Raw genomic sequence first — 17,372 nt, forward strand, 5'->3', positions numbered from 1 at the left:
TATATGAACAGGGGCTCTGTATTATATATATTTCTCTTATGCTTTCATTAATTTACGTCCGCAGCACTGTTTATACTTCTTGCCGCTTCCGCACGGACACGGATCGTTCGGATAAACCTTGTCATCTTTTCTCTGGACAGGTTTCTTAACGGATGTGTCATCTTTATTTGTTCCGGTAACTTTTGCTACCTGCTCACGCTCGATCTTCTGCTCAACATGTACATGATACAGCATACGAACTGTATCTTCCTGAATGGAACTGATCATGCTGTTGAACATCTCATATGCGCTCATCTTGTATTCTACAACCGGATCTCTCTGGCCATATCCCACAAGACCAATACCCTGACGGAGAATTTCCATGTCGTCGATGTGATCCATCCACTTGCTGTCGATGGATTTCAGAAGAACGACACGTTCCAGTTCACGAAGCTGCTCCGCTTCCGGGAACTCAGCTTCTTTTGCTTCATAAAGTTTGACAGCTTCTTCTTTGAGAAGATGCTTGATCTCGTCTTTTCTCTTGCCTTTTACTTTTTCAGTAGTAAGCGGCTCGATCGGAATGATCGGGATAAGTGTTGTATTAAACTCATCCAGATCCCAGTCTGTAGAATCTACATCATCCGAGAAGCACATATCTACGATACTGTCTACGATATCTGTGATCATCTTGTAGATGGTATCACGCATATTCTCGCCATCCAGCACCTGACGACGCTCTTTGTAGATGATCTCACGCTGTTCGTTGTTAACCTGGTCATAATCCAGAAGATTTTTACGAATACCAAAGTTGTTGAACTCGATCTTCTCCTGTGCTTTCTGAATTGCATTGGAAAGCATTTTATGTTCAATCTGCTCATTCTCAGCAACGCCCAGAGAAGTAAAGATCTTCATCAGTCTCTCAGAACCGAACAGACGCATCAGGTCATCTTCCAGAGAGATATAGAAACGGGATTCACCCGGATCTCCCTGACGTCCGGAACGTCCACGCAGCTGATTATCAATACGTCTGGATTCATGACGTTCTGTACCGATGATCTTGAGACCGCCGGCTTCTCGTGCCACATCATCCAGCTTGATATCGGTACCACGACCGGCCATGTTGGTAGCGATCGTAACAGCTCCGGACTGTCCGGCCTGTGCAACGATCTCAGCTTCCAGTTCATGGAACTTCGCATTCAGTACGTTGTGCTGGATGCCTTCACGACGAAGCATCTTGCTGAGGAGCTCAGATGTCTCGATAGTAATAGTACCAACCAGAACCGGCTGCTGTTTTGCATGTGCTTCTTTGACAGCTTCCACAACCGCATTGAATTTTTCTTTTTTGGTCATGTATACGGCATCTTCAAGGTCTTTACGCTGTACCGGTCTGTTGGTCGGAATCTCGACAACGTCCATTCCGTAGATATCACGGAATTCTTTTTCCTCGGTAAGCGCAGTACCGGTCATACCGCCCTTTTTATCATATTTATTGAAGAAGTTCTGGAATGTGATGGTTGCAAGAGTCTTGCTCTCTCTCTTGACCTTAACATGCTCTTTTGCCTCAATCGCCTGATGAAGTCCGTCAGAATAGCGACGGCCCGGCATGATACGTCCGGTAAATTCATCAACGATCAGAATCTCATCATCTTTAACTACATAATCCTGATCTTTGTGCATCAGATTGTGTGCACGAAGCGCAAGGATGATGTTGTGCTGGATCTCCAGGTTTTCCGGATCAGCCAGGTTCTCGATATTGAAGAATTTTTCAACCTTCTTGACACCCTGTTCGGTAAGGTTGACGATCTTGTCCTTTTCATTTACTACGAAATCACCGGTCTCGACAACTTCTTCTCCCATGATAGCTGCCATCTTGGTCATCTCATGGCTGGCTTCACCACGCTCCAGCTGCTGTGCAAGAATGTCACAAACCTCATAAAGTTTGGTGGATTTTCCACTCTGTCCGGAAATGATCAGAGGTGTACGTGCCTCATCGATCAAAACAGAGTCAATCTCATCGATGATACAGTAGTGCAGATCTCTCTGTACCAGCTGCTCTTTGTAGATGACCATATTGTCACGAAGATAATCGAATCCAAGTTCGTTATTTGTTACATATGTGATATCGCATCCGTATGCTGCACGGCGTTCTTCCGGTTTCATGTCATTCAGAACGACACCTACGGTCAGTCCAAGGAACTCATGAACCTTGCCCATCCACTCAGCATCTCGTTTTGCCAGATAGTCATTGACTGTTACAATATGAACGCCTTTGCCTTCCAGCGCATTCAGATATGCCGGAAGTGTGGAAACGAGGGTTTTACCTTCACCAGTCTTCATCTCTGCGATACGACCCTGGTGCAGAATGATACCACCAATGATCTGTACACGGTAATGTTCCATACCAAGAACTCTTTTGGCACCTTCACGTACGACTGCAAATGCCTCCGGAAGAAGATCATCCAGTGTTTCGCCTTCACCCAGACGTTTCTTGAATTCTCTGGTTTTGTCTCTCAGCTGTTCATCTGTCAATTTTTGCATTTCCGGGCGAAGAGATTCTGTTTTCTCTACGAGTGGCATGATACGCTTAACCTCATGCTCACTTCTTGTCCCGAATACTTTTTGGAATAAATTCATAGCAAACTCCTGTTTATATATATTCTGATCACTTTTATATATACGATCTCATCGTATTTACCCTATTTAAGAAATCCATACTATTTTACCACTTTCCACGACGGAAAACAATGAATATTTAATAAACAAAGTGTGTCCATGGCGATATAACGCTGTATTTTTTATTTTGTTCGTCTTTTCTAACTCCTGCTTGTCAACAAATCCCCGATATGCTATGATAATCAGCGTATCCATTTCGTTTATATATTATTTTTCAGAAACTGAGGTATCTGTATTTGAAGAAAAAAGAACTGACTTTTATCATTGGTATCGTGATATTTGCCCTGGTTCTGTGGGCCGGGATGTATCTGGTTCGTCAGGGGCATTACGGTTCGATCCGGATCACAGTGAACGGTGAGGAATATGGCACATATTCTCTGTCCAAAGACCAGGTGATCTCCATCAGTGATACCAATGTATGTGAAATAAAAAACGGCGAGGTCAAAATGACCGAGGCCGACTGTCCGGACCATCTCTGCCTGAAGCAGAAAGCCGTTGACAGCACCGGCGGAACGATCGTCTGCCTGCCGAACAAAGTTGTGATTGAAGGGGAAAAAGGATCCGGTTCCGATGAATCTTCCCCGGAATTCGATACTGCTGTCTGACCTTTAACCTTATTGTACGAAGGAAGTTATTATGAACCAGAAAAAAATTGCCAATCTAGGGCTGTTTGCCGCAGTTGCGATCATCTTTGGCTATGTGGAATCACTGATCCCGTTTTTTGCAGGGATCCCGGGGATGAAGCTTGGACTTGCAAATCTTGCGGTACTTTTTATCCTTGAAAAATATACGTGGAAGGAAGCGGCACTTGTCTCCGCTGTGAGAATCGTTGTGATCGGATTTATGTTTGGAAATCTGTTCAGTATCCTCTACAGCCTCGCCGGGGCTGCGCTCAGCCTCACAGTTATGACTTTTATGAAGAAAAAGTCCGGCTTCAGCATCCTTGGGATCAGCGTTGCCGGTGGTGTTTCACATAATATCGGACAGCTCATCATTGCAAGTCTGATCACGATGACATCCGGGCTGATCTATTATGCACCGGCACTGTTAATTTCCGGAGTCATCACCGGACTTCTTATTGGAACCCTGACAAATGAAGTGCTGAAACGTATCCGCTTTTGACAAAACTCTCCCCTACAACACAAAAAGACACCGAAACCATCTCTCCAGACGATTTCGGTGTCTTTTTTATTTCGCATCCTTCACTGTATAAGTATTTTTCATCAGTTCAAACCGATCTTTTATACCATCCGTCAGGTACACATTCTTGTCTTCATCGACAAAAACGGCTTCTGCATTGTATTTCTCAAGTAATTCCATTGCATCATCCATCCCAAGCACAAAACATGCCGTAGAAAGTCCGTCTGCCAGAAGACCGCTGTCACAGACAACCGTTACGGAATCCAGACCGTTCCATACCGGATAACCGGTTTTCGGGTCCAGGATATGATGATATCTTTTGCCGTCTTCCATAAAATATTTCTCATAATCTCCGGAAGTCGAAAGAAACTCTCCTCCTTCCAGTGTGATCGCGCCCAGATAATCCCCTTCTGTATCCCGCGGATCTGTCACCGCAACTTTCCAGTCAGAACCATCCGGCTTCTCGCCATACGCCATAACACTGCTGCCGCCAAGATTCAGGATCATCCCGGAAACATCCTTCTGCGTTTTCAGAAAATCTGCAACCACATCACAGCCGATTCCTTTTCCGGTTGCGCCCAGATCCAGCGTCATTCCTTTTTCCAGTGTTACTTTATTTCCATCAAGAGACACCTTCTGGTATCCCACATCATTCAGAAGTTCATCCAGTTCTGACTGCTCCGGCACATGCGGATCCTCTCCTGTAATGTCCCAGAGGCGGATAATCTTGCCGATTGTCGGGTCAAATGCCCCGTCTGAATCCTGTGCAAGCTGAAAAATCTGCTCCAGATAACCAGTCAGCTCCTCGGAGACTTCCGTCGTCTCCCCGGATGCCGCATTCAGCTTTGCAATCTGGGAGTTCTCATCCGTCCAGGACAGAAACTCTGTCTCAATCTCCCGGATTTTTTCCCCAATCGTTGTGTTCAGGTCTTTTCCTGTTGTATACAGAGTCTCTGAAACCACTGTATCCATTGCAAAGTCTGTATTTGTATATTTCTGTACTTCTGTATCTGCCAGTACCGGAACTGCCATCATTCCCGTGCAGAGCACTCCGCACAGCAGTGCCATTGACTTCTGTCTGATTTTCATTCTTTCACCATTTCCTGTTCTTTGTGTGGACCAATCTGTATATTTTTGCGAGGACAGGTCACCTGGCAGGCATGACAGCAGATACATTCACCGGAAAGTGGTGTATCACCGTCAATATCCAGATGAGCCGGACATCTTTTTTTACACAGACCACATTTGGAAGGGCACTTTTCCCTGTTTCTGTTAAACAATGCAGATGGCAGGATCGGCATCATGGCAAACACTGCTCCCATCGGACAAAGAAACTGACAGAAAAATCTTTCCTGTGTACACATTCCGATCAGGATCAGAACCAGCAGAACAATTCCAACCTTGTAAGACGCATTTGGAAGTTTGTGCGCTGTCAGCATGGAAAATACATCCCATGGACTCATTCCCTGCAGCTTCGCGTACCATCCCGTCAGAATGGAAAGCAGAAGAAAAGCAAGAAGCAGATATTTGACTTTTTGAAGAATCCGCACTGCTTTCTCCGGATAGCCATGTCTGCCTTTCTTATGAAAAACTTTCTGTCGGATAAAGAGGGTCAGCTCATACATAGCATCTCCCAGTGAGCCAAATGCACATGCATATCCACAAAAATGCCTGCCAAACAGGATCGTGATCACAAGCAGTAAACCTGTGATATCAAGAAAAGAGTTCCATGTGATCTGCTGATGTGCGGCAATTGCCTGAAAAATGGACTTTACGCCTGCAAATGCCGTAGAAAACAGTGCCGGATAAAAGATAAAAAATACAAGCTGTATGGCAGCCCTGATCAGCCGGGCTTTTCTCTGCTTCTTTTTCATCAGTTTTCCGCCTTTCCAAGTGCATCTACAACTGCATTGATAATTCCGGTAGAACTGAACGTTGCTCCGGAAACAGTATCTACGTCTGTGCTCTGCGCAGAAAGAATTGAGCTGATCACGCCCTCGCCCTGGGAAAGATAAGCAGAATCTTCTCCAGGTGCGCTTGTCACCTGAATGTCTGTGATCTCATCATTGGCAAGCGTTACCTGTACAGTGATCGCTCCGCCAAATCCCTGTGCAGAACCTGTGTAAGTACCGTCTTTATATACGTTGTCAGCTTCGTCTGTCTCTTCTTCCTGTGCATCTTCACTGTCTGCGGTTGTGTCAGAAGCTGCTTTTTCAGATGCTGCTTTGGCTGCTTCTGCCTGTGCTGCCTCCTGATTTTTGGCTGCTTCCTCCAGTGCAGAAAGTATCTCCTTCTGCTGTTCTTCCAGATCATCCACCCGTTTGGTCAGTTCTGTGATCTCCTGCGCTTCCTGTGCCTGTGTATCTTTTTTCTGCATAGAATTATATCCTACTACAGCAGCAAGAATCAATAGAAGACACAAAACTCTCATACAAAAACTATGGTATTTCATTCCAGTATCCTTTCTATCGGTAATTTTCAGTCTTTCTGCTTATTTATTCTTCCGCTTCCTCAGAAGTATCTTCCGGTGCTTCGGTCGGCTCCGGTTCTTCGGTTGGCTCCGATGTTACAGTCGGTTCTGGTGTTGCCGTTGGTTCCGGTGTTGCCGTTGGTTCCGGTGTCACAGTCGGTTCCGGTGTCACGGTTGGTTCCGGTGTCACGGTCAGTGTTGGCGTTACGCTTGGAACAGGTGTTGTCGTCGGCTTCGGTGCCGGTTTTGTCAGTGCCTGATCAAGTGCAGCTTCTATGGCATTCAAAATACCATTCGAAGAATACGTTGCACCCGTTACAGTATCCACTCCATCTAATGACTGTTTCTCAAGAACAGATGGCTGAATTGTCCGCCATGCTTTTTTAAAATATGCCGGAGTATCATCATTTTTGTTTGTAATCTCTGTTATCTTGCCATCCTTAATCACAACTGTAACTGTTATTTTTCCCTGATAGCCCTGTGCTTTTGCTGTATAAGTTCCATCCTTATAATACGCTTCTTCCTCTTCCTGTCCAGGTTCCGGAGATGGTGTCGCCGGTTTTGCCGGTCTTGGCGTGATAGTCGGAGTAGGTGTTACTGTCACCTTTGCTTTTTTCTTCTTTTTCGTCTTCTTATCACTGGTGTTTGCCGCATTGGAAAGTGCATCCTGTACTGCCTCAATGATTCCATTGGAAGAATAGGTCGCTCCGCTGACCGCATCAACATTTGGAGTCTGACCGGAAATCATACGACTGATTACCCCTCTTGCAGATGCCAAATAAGAAGAAGTTTCTCCTGACGCACTCAGAATATCTATAGAAGCAATCTTTCCGTCTGCAATCTTTACCTGCACGGTGATCGTTCCGCCAAAGCCCGTTCCACTGCCCTGATAAGTACCGTCCTTGTATCCGTTTTCCGGAACACTTGTTGTTGGTGTCTCTTTCGTTCCCTGACCGGTTCCTGATGCAGCTGCCGATTTTTCAGGCAGTGCTTTCTTTGCACCGGTTTTCAACTTGCTTGCTTTCTTTTTTGAAGTTTTCTTTTTGGTTTTTTTAGAAGTTTTCTCCGTAGCTTCTGCCGCAGAATCTTCTGTCGTATAGGAATAAGCCGTTGTGATCAGTTCTTCCAGTTCCGCTGACTTCATCAGTTCTTTTTCAGAAGCCTGCACTTCTTTTTTGCTGCGTTCTTCCGCCTCTGCCTGAAAGCCATTTACAGTCACTGCTGCGATCACCGCTGCCGCAGGAAGAAGCTTCAGAAGACTTGTTCTGATCAGGCGCTGCTTTTTGTTTTCCGGTCCTTTTTCATCCTGTTTTTTCATAATCTCACTCCTGCAAATTTCTGATCTTTTTATTTTCTCCATAACATACAAAAGAAGGGGCAGTTATAAACGGCCCCCGTTCTTTCGTATCTCTGTGCTGCTATTCTATTATTTTACTGTTACTTTGAAGGTTTTGGATGTACCATTGCATGTTACAGTAATCTTTGCAGTTCCTTTTTTAATTCCCTTAACAACACCTTTGGAGCTTACAGTTGCTACTTTCTTGTTGCTGCTCTTGTAAGTTACTTTTCCAGATGGAGTTGCAGTAGCCTTAATGGTAGTAGTCTGTCCTTTCTTGATACTTGCAGAAGATTTTGCAAGTTTCAGAGTTCCGGCTTTTACCTTAACAGTTACAGTCTTGGAATATTTTCCAACCTTAACTGTAATCTTGGCTGTTCCTGCTTTTTTACCTGTAACAACACCTTTGGAGCTTACAGTTGCTACTTTCTTATTGCTGCTTGTGTATTTTGCAGTACCGGATACACCGTTCTTTGTTACTTTAACAGTTGTAGTCTTTCCTACATAGATTGTTCCTGCAGATGCTTTTGCACTGATTCCAGGATTTTTAACAGTTACTTTGCATGTAGCTTTGTAGCTTCCTACAGTTGCTGTGATAGTAACAGTACCGGCTTTTTTCGCTGTAACCACACCTTTGGAGTTTACAGTTGCTACTTTTGTGTTGCTGGATTTGAATTTAACAGTTCCTTTAACATCTTTTGTTGCTTTCAGTGTAACAGATGCCGGAGAACCTTTTACATACAGAGTTGCTGTTGCTTTGTTCAGTCTTACCGGCTGAGCAACTGTTACTGTATAAGTTGCTGTTTTGCTTCCAAGAGTTGCTGTGATCTTGGCAGTTCCAGGTGCTACTGCTTTTACAACACCGTTGTTTACAGTTGCAACTTTTGCATTGCTTGTAGACCAAACAATTGTTCCGCTTACATTTGCTGTTGCTTTCAGTGTAACGCTTGCACCCAGTTTCAGAGTTCCTGATTTTGCAGATAAAGTTACTGCTGCAGGAACCAGATTTTCCATAGCATCTTTCAGATGTGTGATCTGCTCGTCAATACCTGCCTGTGTCTGCTCGTCGATATTCTCAAGCATATCTTCGCATTCTTTTAATTCGTTCTGCAGAGTATACCAGGAATCTGTAGAATAATCACTTTCATTCAGTGCTTTCGCCTGTGCTACTGCTCCCTCAAATTTTGCAGTATCAAGGTTTCCCTCAACAGCACCAACAATGTTGGCATCGGTTGCCTGGAATGTAAAAGTAAAATCATTGTATCCAAGTGCAATTACTTTTACAGCCCAGTATCCTGTTCCATCATATCCATCTGGAAGCTGGCATCTTACAGATTTTGTAAGTCCAAGCTGGATACCCATAGATTTGTGCATCCAGTTGTCAGATGCAAATTTGGTTCCATATGTAGCAAGCGGAGTGCTGTATGTGGAATCTTTTCCATAGTATGTCCATTCTACAGCCTGCATAGCTGCACCAAGTCCGCCATAGTTACCAAGAAGGTCTACACGGAGGAATTCACCATAAGAACCATTTGCTTCTTTTACTTCAACATTGATTCCATCTGCTGTTTTCAGTGCAGTATCTTTCAGACCGGAATCTGTTCCGTTTGTTCTTCCTTTGAAACTGAAAGATCCATCTGCATTCTTGACAGCTTCTTTCAGACCATTTGTATTTTCAGTTACTGCTGCAGTAGCTGTATAGGCAGAAAGAGAAACTTCTCCGAAACCTCCGAAAAGTGTTCCGCCATTTTCAACTACGTTATATGCTTTCTTGAATGCATCATAGTCTGCTGTTTTTACTTTAACCGGAACATACTTCAGACCATATACTTCATAATGGTCAATTGCGTCGCCGTTTACTGCCCCATTTGCAAAAGAAGCAGTTGTTCCATCTGCCAGGATCATGGTATTTCTGTCCTGCCATCCCGCAAGCTGATAAGCAGCTCCGCTCTCACCATAAATAGTGGTCATTGTCTGGAAACTGCCTCTGTGAAGTCCATGGTTTGCAGTTGCTCTTGTTACAGTATCAAATGCTCCCTTGTCATATTCACCTTTTCTGTCCTTTACGGATGAAGAAGTTGTGTCGCCAGCTTTGTATACACCTTCTGCTGCCCAATACTGAGACCATGTAAGACCTGCATATACATACTGATATTCACCTGTCAATGCATCTCCTGCATCGTCTGTGAAAGTTTCCTCTGCAGCTTCTGCTGTAAAGAGATCTTCTTCGGAGGTCTCCCCTGCATCCTCGGTATCTTCTTCTGCTTCTTCTACGTCTACATCTTCAGATACCTCTTCGTCTGCAACATCTACATCTGTTTCTTCTGTATCTTCAGTTGCCTCAGCTTCTACAGCAACTTCGCTGTCTGCAAATTCTGCTGCAAAAGCAGTTGCCGGCATGCCGGAAAATGCAACGGTAGCACTCAGGATCACCGGTGCAACTTTTTTAAATAAATTTTTGTTTGCCATTTCCTTCCTCCTCTTTCTTTACGTTAGCTTTTTCTAACCAATAAATTTTATATCATATCTTGTTTTTTCTGTCCACAAAAATGTTAGATTTTTCTAACCGTAAATCGACTTTTTTTCTCAATAATTTTCTTATTGATAATATTTTTCACTGTTTTTTAGTACGAAATACACTTGTTATATTTATTTAACTTAATGGTAACAAAAAAGAAAGCTGTCTTCGCACTGTTTCTGCGCTCTGACAGCTTTCTCAGCTTTATCACTTTTTAATAATCTCTGTCATTTATTACCCGGATTCTCTGTATCCGTTTCTGCTGTTTTCATATTTCTCAGTTCTTCAAATTTCTCTTTGCTTTCCTGCCATGCCGCCGGAGTTCCGCCAATGATCGAACAACCTTCATGCAAGGTGACAGGGCTTCCGTCAATCTGTGTGATCTTTCCGCCGGCTTCCTCAAGGATCACAGACGCAGCCGCATAATCATATGGCTGAAGTTTCAGTTCCAGATAAACCGTGTTACTTCCGGATGCTCCCCTGCAAAGTCCCAGTGCCGCAGAACCACCGCAGCGAATGGAAAGGCTGTTATGAAACATCTCTTTTACCACACGAAACAGCCAGTCAATTCCCTCTTCATTATATCTGGCACATCCAAATTCCACGATTCCCTCACTGACAGATTTGTTCTGCATCTGCAGACGTTTCCCGTTCAGATAACTTCCCTGTCCCCGGACTGCCACATACATATCGTCCAGATACGGCTGATAGACAAAACCTGCAATCATACGCTCTCTGTGTGCCAGACCAACAGAAATGCAGCTGTGACGATAATCAAACATGAAGTTTGTCGTGCCATCGATCGGATCTATGTAAAAAGTAAATTCACCATCTGCCTCCGCTCCGGCATTGCCTTCTGTATCTTCTTCTCCAAAGAAAGCTGCCCCCGGAAGTATTTCCCCAAGACCTTTGATCAGGAAACGCTGAATTTCCGTATCGTAATCGGTACAGAAATTTGCAAGTCCTTCTTTTGCATGGATCATATCCTGTGTAGGACGGGCTTTTCGCAATTTTCTTCCGGCTTCCCGCACCAGTCTTTCAATTGCTGCATATCTCGGATCCGGATTCTGTACTGCCTGGATCGGCTTCTCCGGAATTTCACCTTCCGCTGCAGCTACTGTCACTTCTGTTTCCGCCTCTTCTCTGTCTGACGTACGCTTCCAGGGAACCACATCCCAGCCGCCAATCTTTTTTACACCGGCAACTACTTTATTCCGCGTTCTTTCAAAGCCCCAGTAAACAGCTCCGCCAAGCATCCCTCCCAGTGTATTGAAAAACAGGTCCGTAAGCTGAAACATCCCAATCTTCAAAAACAGCTGGCAGAATTCCATCGCAAGCGAAACACAGATGCTGATTTCAAAACTACGGAAACTCGCCTCCTGCAGTGGTTTGTCTTTCGTACGATCCTTTTCTTCTCTTGCCCAGAACAACAAAATTGTAAATGGAAGAAAAAGAAGCAGATTTACAAAATTTTCTGTATAAATTTTGCCATTATATTTCAGACTCCAGACACCAAGGACATTTTCCAGAGGATTTCCTCCGATCTCCCGACAGAGTAATGTCCGAAACAATAGAATGCAGATATAAAACACCAGGAAAAAGTGTCGCTGAAACCAGGTACTTTCCCTGAACTGATAGACCCAGGCTCTCGCGACCGATTCCATTCCCTGCTTCCTGCCAAGCATATACACACACATCAGCAGTACTGCAACAAGGAAGGCTGCTCCGGCAGCCTGATAGACAGACTCCAACAAATCCACAAGAATATTTACGATATAGTTCATCGCATCCACCTCACTCTCTGCACACCAGTTCATAATAGAAAATATATTGTTGGATGATTCCTCTTATGCCATGATATCTCCGGTTCGGAAAGCCCCGGCGATAATGTTCATCAAGCACCTGTCGGATATGTGTGTCGACAGGAAAGGCATCCATGTGATGCAGTGCAAACAAACAGATACAATCTGCAACCTTCTCGCCCACACCACTCAGCCTCATAAGTTCTTTTCTGGCATTTCGATAATATTTCATCTGATAAAGCTTCTCCAGAGAAACATCTCCCTCCAGAATACTTCTGGTCGTATCCACGATATATCTGGCACGATATCCCATGCCGAGTTCCCGCAGTTCCGTCTCCGTTGCGCATGCCAGATTCTCCGGTGTAGGAAAAGCATACAGTTCTCTGCCGTCTGTCTCCAGCTTTTCTCCGTAACGAGCGCATAGTCTGTCGATACATCCCCGGATCCTTGCTATGTTATTCTGCTGTGAGATCAGAAACGTAATGATCGTCTCCCACAGATCCTGTCGGAGAATCCGGATCCCGCTGCCGCACTCCGCTGCTTTTCTGAGGTAACTGTCTCTCGGATTGATTTTTTCTATATATCTGCTGTAATCTGCATCAATATCAAAATATGGCACCCAGTAACAGATGAATTCCATATCGCTGCAATAAAAGTTTACAATGCTTCCCTGCTGCGACATTTTGAGATATTTATCCCCTGCGATCAATTCATATGTGTCTGTTTCTTCCGTTTCCCGCATGCGGAAGCACTGTCCTGATTCACAGATCTGTTTCAGACTGAAATTGTCCAGTTCTACTGTAATCATCTTCGCCTGCGCTCCTTACATCTGATGGCGGACAACTCTGTATTCATCTCCGTTGCGGTAATACGGACATTCTCGGTATTCGGTACTGATAAAACGGTAATATTCATCTTCATCCAGATTCACATCACAGTAGTAGCTCTCACTTTCTTCATCATAAACATAATTTGCACAATAATCGCAGCTTGTTGCCTTCAATCCAATCCCTCCATGGACGCATCCGTCCCTCTTTTGTATATGTTATCCCTATTCTAATACAATCCCTCTCAAAAAGAAAGTCCAACGTTTTCCATTTGGAGATGCTTTAAAAAGTGCAAAAAAATGCCGTCTGTTTTGTACGCAGACGACACTTTTTAATTCTGTATCTGTAATAAAGCAATTCTTATTTAGCAGCTTTTGCAGCCTGCTCTTCTGCCCACAGTTTGTCGGCAACCGGAGCCCATTCTTCTGCATAGTGTACGCACTTGCTGCAGAGATGTTCCGGTGTCTCCTGAGACTGCAGGTCTGTAGAATGTGCACCGGATTCTTTGACGATACGCTGCAGAATCTCCGGATTCTCAAGCATCGGACACGGACGGAGCATATTGTCGTTGAATGGCTGGTTATCATGGTAAGCCATGAACAGCGGCTGTTTCAGAATCTCAAGGATAGTATTTTCATGAATGTTTCCATTTGAATAGTGAATAAATACGCACGGCTCTGCATCACCATTTGCATTAATATGGAAGTAGTTTCTTCCACCGGCGATACATCCGCCTACGAATTCGCCATCATTCTGGAAGTCCATCGTGAAGATTCCAGGGCCATGTTCCATATTACGGATCTCTCTTACACGGTTCTTCACATAAACACGCTGTTCCGGATTCAGGAGCAGATCAACAGATGCTGCATTTCCAACCGGCATGTAATGGAAGTACAGGGCATAACGACATCCTTTTTCTACAAGCATGTCGATAAATTCTTCACTTGTAACACTCTTGTAGTTTGCGCTTGTATAGCAGATAGAAGTACCGAATACAAGACCATGCTCTTTCAGAAGGTCCATGGCATGCATAACTTTATTGTAGACACCTTCTCCACGGCGCATATCGTTAACATCCGGCTCACCCTCAACACTTAAGCCAAGGAACAGGTTTCCAACTTCCTGCATCTGCTTGCAGAGTGCTTCGTCAACCAGAGTACCGTTGGTGTATGCAAAGAATACACAGTCATTGTGCTTTCTGCAGAGTTCGATGATGTCTTTCTTTCTTACCATCGGTTCTCCACCGGTCATCATATAGAAATAAATTCCCAGTTCTTTACCCTGTGTAACGATAGAATCCATATCCTCAAAGGAAAGATTCAGTTTATTTCCATACTCAGCTGCCCAGCATCCTGTACAATGCAGGTTACATGCACTGGTAGGGTCCATCAGAATGATCCACGGAACATTACATTTATGTAATTCTCGCATCTCATGAATCGTTTTGGTGCCATTATAGAAAGCCTCAAATCCAAGGTTCATCAGAGTTGTCTTCAGAACATTAGGATGAAGGTCCTGTACCATAGATGTCACATAACGATTCAGTGTATATTCCGGATTACAGGCAACTTTTCTCAGGTAGTCCCAGTTCACACCTTTTCCGAAATCTTTTAAATATTTTTCAGCAGTATCGATGATTTTTTCATAAGCTGCCTCAGGATTCTTGCTCACCTGATCAACCGCATAGTCAACTACTCCCGAAAAAACCTTCTTCGCTGCTGCATGTTTAATCTTGTTCATTGGTATTTCCTCCATCTCTGGCAATAATTATTTTTTATCTTTTTACATTATATTCAAATCAGCTTTCCCTTTTCAATGGACAAAAAAGGGTCAGTGGTAAATTTCACCACCAACCCGATGTTTAAACAACATTTATTTATGTTTCTGTTCAGATAGTTGTTTTCAGAATCTCTTTCTGTTCTCACTCTTACACAGCAAAGTATACGTAAGAATCTTTTCTTGGAGCAGCCTTCGGTGTTTCACCGTCCGCATAACCCAGGATGCAGTGTCCGATTCCCTCGTAATCGCCTTCGATCCCCAGTGATTTCAGGATTTCTTTTCCTTCTTCACTCTCAAATTCTTCTTTTGCTCTGTGGATCCAGCAGCTTCCGATTCCCTGTGCTTCTGCTTCGAGCATCAGATTTCCCATAACAAGGCTTCCATCATAAACATAAGTTGGCCTGCTCTTGTCAGCCAGTACGATCAGAACGACCGGTGCTCCATAAAACGGATCTGTATTTGTTCCCATGATCTTTGCATTCATGGCAGAAAGCTTATCGCGAAGCTCTTTATTCGTCACTGCGATAATGATCGGGGACTGCTTTCCCATTCCCGTTGCTGCATAAGTTCCTGCTTCAATAATCTTTTCCAGCTTGTCCTGCGGAACCATGTCACTCTTGTATTTACGGATACTTCTTCTGCTTTTGATTGTTTCCAGTACGTCAGTCATGATAAATACCTCCCTGTGATCTTGTTATCTGTTATTATAATTACTTTCATAATTTAAAACAATCTTTTTTCATTGAAAAACAAGCATCTTCTCAACTGAAAAATTATTTTTCTGCATAGGAATCTGCCAAATTGTACATATTAGCATTACAAGTTTAAATCCATAGTAAAGGAGAAATTTAGAATGAAAAAAATACGCACAATTCTGACAGGACTTCTTCTGATTCTGACACTGAGCATTTTTACCGCCTGTGGAAACAACAATGCCCCGGCGGATGAATCGGGAACATCCACAGAAGAAAACACAACTGATACAGAAATAAACGAGGATACCGATAATGAAAGCAATTCAAATAACGGAAATAATGAAGTAACCGACCGCGAAAATGTCGCGGACGATGCCGCAATCGACAATGGTGATACCATGTCTGAAGGAACAGACAATGATAATGCTCCAAACGAGGACAATAACACAGAAAACGGGACTGTATCCCAAAATCTTGGAAATGGTGTCCGTGACCTCGGAGATGGTGTCGGAAATGCCGTAGAAGACGTTGGAGATGCTGTCGGCGATGTAATTGACGGTGACGCCGAAACCAGATAGTGAAAGTATACCGTATAAAAAATTTTGCAAATAAGAAATTTATTCATTTAGCATATTAAAGTCAAAATGCTTGCATCAGATAAAAAATCATATTATCATAGCATCAGGAAATCTGATGATTTACAGTACAAGCCTCTGATTCAGGAAATCCGGGGCTTGCACTGAGTCAAGCGGATATTCGCAATCCGCTTTGCTACTTGCGCATAACCAAATAACTGCTTCGCAGTTTATCAGAAGGAGCTTGAACTCCTCCTGATACAAGCAAGTCCCCACCCACTGCTTATTGCTTTTCGCAATTGAAGCAGGGGACTTACTTGATTTTGTTAAAAAACAGGGAATTTGTAAGTATGACAAATTATTGCAAATAACATTAATGAAAGGAACTATATACAATGAAATTTCGACCATGCATTGACATACATAACGGAAAAGTAAAACAGATTGTAGGCGGAACTCTTCAAGATACCGGAAACCAGGCAAAAGAAAACTTTGTATCTGGGCAGGATGCGGCTTTTTATGCGGAACTATACAAAAATGCCGGATTAAAAGGCGGTCATGTAATTCTTTTGAATGGAAAAGATTCGGAATATTACGAAGCAACCAGAAGTCAGGCTCTTAAAGCTCTGGGAGCTTATCCAGGCGGATTACAGATTGGCGGTGGTGTCTGCCCGGAAAATGCAGAAGATTATCTGAATGCCGGTGCAAGTCATGTAATTGTTACATCTTATGTCTTTAAAAACGGACAGCTTTCCTGGGAAAATCTCCATGAAATGGAAGAAACTGTAGGCAAGGAACATTTAGTACTGGATTTGAGCTGTCGCAAAAAGAATAACCAGTATTTTATCGTCACAGATCGCTGGCAAAAATTTACTGATGTACCAGTAACACTTGAAGTAATGGAAAAACTTGGAACTCATTGTGATGAATTCTTAGTTCATGCAGTAGATGTGGAAGGTAAAGCAAATGGCATTGAGACAGAACTGGCAGCTTTACTCTCAGACTATACACAACACCCGATTACTTATGCAGGTGGTGTCGGCAGTATGAAGGATATTGAACTTCTCAGGAAATACGGAAAAAATCGACTTGATGTCACAGTCGGCAGCGCCCTGGATCTGTTTGGCGGTACCATTTCATTTGAAACCCTCAAAAACTTGTAAGCGAACGACATCAAATTTCTTACAAACTATTATTCCCGATGCCTGCAAATCAGTAATTCCAAATGCTAAACATCGAAATAACTATTCTTCCTAAAATCGATGTGTATTTTTCCAAAACCAATAGGCTCAGGCATCGAGAATTTTCTTTATTCTATTTCCGATGTCTTTTGATTCTAAAATCCAAGATATCCAGCATCGGAGTTTCTTAATTTTCTTTATTCGATGCTAAGCCTTACTAAAACATGGTCAAGTCCTTTTTTGTGTGTAAATTCCCTTTAGGTATAAAAAGTATTACGCCGCAAGCATTTTTTGTTGTTCAATAGCAATCAAGCGTAACTGCTTTTTACAATGCGATAGTGCTGTTTTATCTTTTTTACTTATATTGAGTTTTTGTTCTAGTGAATACCGCTCATGC

Annotated in this window: 15 protein-coding genes; 4 read left to right on the top strand and 11 right to left on the bottom strand. The window is 43.4% G+C overall.

Translation table 11 applies throughout. From position 1 onward, the window contains the following. Positions 1-36: 36 nt before the first annotated feature. Complete coding sequence (gene secA / locus KQI91_RS06160) at positions 37-2,613, bottom strand: preprotein translocase subunit SecA (protein WP_216391980.1); 2,577 nt, start codon at positions 2,611-2,613, stop codon at positions 37-39. Between the two features lie 275 nt (positions 2,614-2,888). Between secA and KQI91_RS06165 the strand changes: the two genes are divergently transcribed. Both KQI91_RS06165 and KQI91_RS06170 read left to right on the top strand, forming a co-directional pair. Next, entirely contained in the window at positions 2,889-3,257 is a 369-nt protein-coding gene (locus KQI91_RS06165) for a NusG domain II-containing protein (RefSeq protein WP_216391981.1), read from the top strand. 31 nt (positions 3,258-3,288) lie between these two features. After that, positions 3,289-3,774, top strand: a complete 486-nt coding sequence (locus tag KQI91_RS06170; protein WP_216391982.1) for a Gx transporter family protein — start codon at positions 3,289-3,291, stop codon at positions 3,772-3,774. Between the two features lie 66 nt (positions 3,775-3,840). Here KQI91_RS06170 and KQI91_RS06175 read toward each other — a convergent pair whose 3' ends face one another. From KQI91_RS06175 to KQI91_RS06220, 10 genes are all read right to left on the bottom strand, one after another. Continuing rightward, a complete protein-coding gene (locus tag KQI91_RS06175) occupies positions 3,841-4,881 on the bottom strand; it encodes an FAD:protein FMN transferase (RefSeq protein ID WP_216391983.1) in 1,041 nt (346 codons plus the stop codon). Then, complete coding sequence (locus KQI91_RS06180; protein WP_216391984.1) at positions 4,878-5,666, bottom strand: 4Fe-4S binding protein; 789 nt, start codon at positions 5,664-5,666, stop codon at positions 4,878-4,880. Before KQI91_RS06180 ends, KQI91_RS06175 begins: the two co-directional genes overlap by 4 nt. After that, positions 5,666-6,169: an FMN-binding protein gene (locus KQI91_RS06185; protein ID WP_253288384.1), complete on the bottom strand. Its 504-nt coding sequence runs from the start codon at positions 6,167-6,169 to the stop codon at positions 5,666-5,668. Before KQI91_RS06185 ends, KQI91_RS06180 begins: the two co-directional genes overlap by 1 nt. A 118-nt stretch (positions 6,170-6,287) precedes the next feature. Continuing rightward, a complete protein-coding gene (locus KQI91_RS06190; RefSeq protein ID WP_216391986.1) occupies positions 6,288-7,580 on the bottom strand; it encodes an FMN-binding protein in 1,293 nt (430 codons plus the stop codon). Positions 7,581-7,688: 108 nt separating this feature from the next. Further along, positions 7,689-10,067, bottom strand: a complete 2,379-nt coding sequence (locus tag KQI91_RS06195; protein ID WP_216391987.1) for a penicillin-binding Tp47 domain C-containing protein — start codon at positions 10,065-10,067, stop codon at positions 7,689-7,691. Between the two features lie 276 nt (positions 10,068-10,343). Beyond that, entirely contained in the window at positions 10,344-11,900 is a 1,557-nt protein-coding gene (locus KQI91_RS06200; RefSeq protein ID WP_216391988.1) for an inositol monophosphatase family protein, read from the bottom strand. Between the two features lie 10 nt (positions 11,901-11,910). Further along, the gene (locus tag KQI91_RS06205; RefSeq protein ID WP_216391989.1) at positions 11,911-12,726 is read right to left on the bottom strand and encodes a DNA-3-methyladenine glycosylase family protein; all 816 of its coding nucleotides are present in this window, start codon (positions 12,724-12,726) and stop codon (positions 11,911-11,913) included. A gap of 15 nt (positions 12,727-12,741) precedes the next feature. Continuing rightward, the gene (locus KQI91_RS06210; protein WP_216391990.1) at positions 12,742-12,921 is read right to left on the bottom strand and encodes a DUF6472 family protein; all 180 of its coding nucleotides are present in this window, start codon (positions 12,919-12,921) and stop codon (positions 12,742-12,744) included. A gap of 184 nt (positions 12,922-13,105) precedes the next feature. Then, positions 13,106-14,485 carry a radical SAM protein gene (locus KQI91_RS06215; protein WP_216391991.1) on the bottom strand — a complete coding sequence of 460 codons (1,380 nt, stop codon included), beginning with the start codon at positions 14,483-14,485 and terminating at the stop codon, positions 13,106-13,108. 187 nt (positions 14,486-14,672) lie between these two features. Next, positions 14,673-15,194: a nitroreductase gene (locus KQI91_RS06220; RefSeq protein WP_216391992.1), complete on the bottom strand. Its 522-nt coding sequence runs from the start codon at positions 15,192-15,194 to the stop codon at positions 14,673-14,675. A gap of 183 nt (positions 15,195-15,377) precedes the next feature. On the opposite strand from KQI91_RS06220, the gene KQI91_RS06225 reads away from it, so the two are divergent. Both KQI91_RS06225 and hisA read left to right on the top strand, forming a co-directional pair. Next, entirely contained in the window at positions 15,378-15,797 is a 420-nt protein-coding gene (locus KQI91_RS06225; protein WP_216391993.1) for a hypothetical protein, read from the top strand. A gap of 392 nt (positions 15,798-16,189) precedes the next feature. Then, positions 16,190-16,957, top strand: a complete 768-nt coding sequence (hisA, locus tag KQI91_RS06230) for a phosphoribosylformimino-5-aminoimidazole carboxamide ribotide isomerase (protein ID WP_216391994.1) — start codon at positions 16,190-16,192, stop codon at positions 16,955-16,957. Positions 16,958-17,372: the final 415 nt, after the last annotated feature.

This window comes from Blautia sp. MSJ-19 (genome assembly GCF_018918125.1).
In the GTDB taxonomy this organism is placed as follows: Bacteria; Bacillota; Clostridia; order Lachnospirales; family Lachnospiraceae; genus Blautia_A.

What these genes read in the sequence shown, in the direction of transcription:
- secA (WP_216391980.1), bottom strand. Translation starts at nt 2,613, where the DNA reads ATGAATTTATTCCAAAAAGTATTCGGGACAAGAAGTGAGCATGAGGTT.
- KQI91_RS06170 (WP_216391982.1), top strand. Translation starts at nt 3,289, where the DNA reads ATGAACCAGAAAAAAATTGCCAATCTAGGGCTGTTTGCCGCAGTTGCG.
- KQI91_RS06175 (WP_216391983.1), bottom strand. Translation starts at nt 4,881, where the DNA reads ATGAAAATCAGACAGAAGTCAATGGCACTGCTGTGCGGAGTGCTCTGC.
- KQI91_RS06180 (WP_216391984.1), bottom strand. Translation starts at nt 5,666, where the DNA reads ATGAAAAAGAAGCAGAGAAAAGCCCGGCTGATCAGGGCTGCCATACAG.
- KQI91_RS06185 (WP_253288384.1), bottom strand. Translation starts at nt 6,169, where the DNA reads ATGCAGAAAAAAGATACACAGGCACAGGAAGCGCAGGAGATCACAGAA.
- KQI91_RS06190 (WP_216391986.1), bottom strand. Translation starts at nt 7,580, where the DNA reads ATGAAAAAACAGGATGAAAAAGGACCGGAAAACAAAAAGCAGCGCCTG.
- KQI91_RS06195 (WP_216391987.1), bottom strand. Translation starts at nt 10,067, where the DNA reads ATGGCAAACAAAAATTTATTTAAAAAAGTTGCACCGGTGATCCTGAGT.
- KQI91_RS06200 (WP_216391988.1), bottom strand. Translation starts at nt 11,900, where the DNA reads ATGAACTATATCGTAAATATTCTTGTGGATTTGTTGGAGTCTGTCTAT.
- KQI91_RS06205 (WP_216391989.1), bottom strand. Translation starts at nt 12,726, where the DNA reads ATGATTACAGTAGAACTGGACAATTTCAGTCTGAAACAGATCTGTGAA.
- KQI91_RS06215 (WP_216391991.1), bottom strand. Translation starts at nt 14,485, where the DNA reads ATGAACAAGATTAAACATGCAGCAGCGAAGAAGGTTTTTTCGGGAGTA.
- KQI91_RS06220 (WP_216391992.1), bottom strand. Translation starts at nt 15,194, where the DNA reads ATGACTGACGTACTGGAAACAATCAAAAGCAGAAGAAGTATCCGTAAA.
- KQI91_RS06225 (WP_216391993.1), top strand. Translation starts at nt 15,378, where the DNA reads ATGAAAAAAATACGCACAATTCTGACAGGACTTCTTCTGATTCTGACA.
- hisA (WP_216391994.1), top strand. Translation starts at nt 16,190, where the DNA reads ATGAAATTTCGACCATGCATTGACATACATAACGGAAAAGTAAAACAG.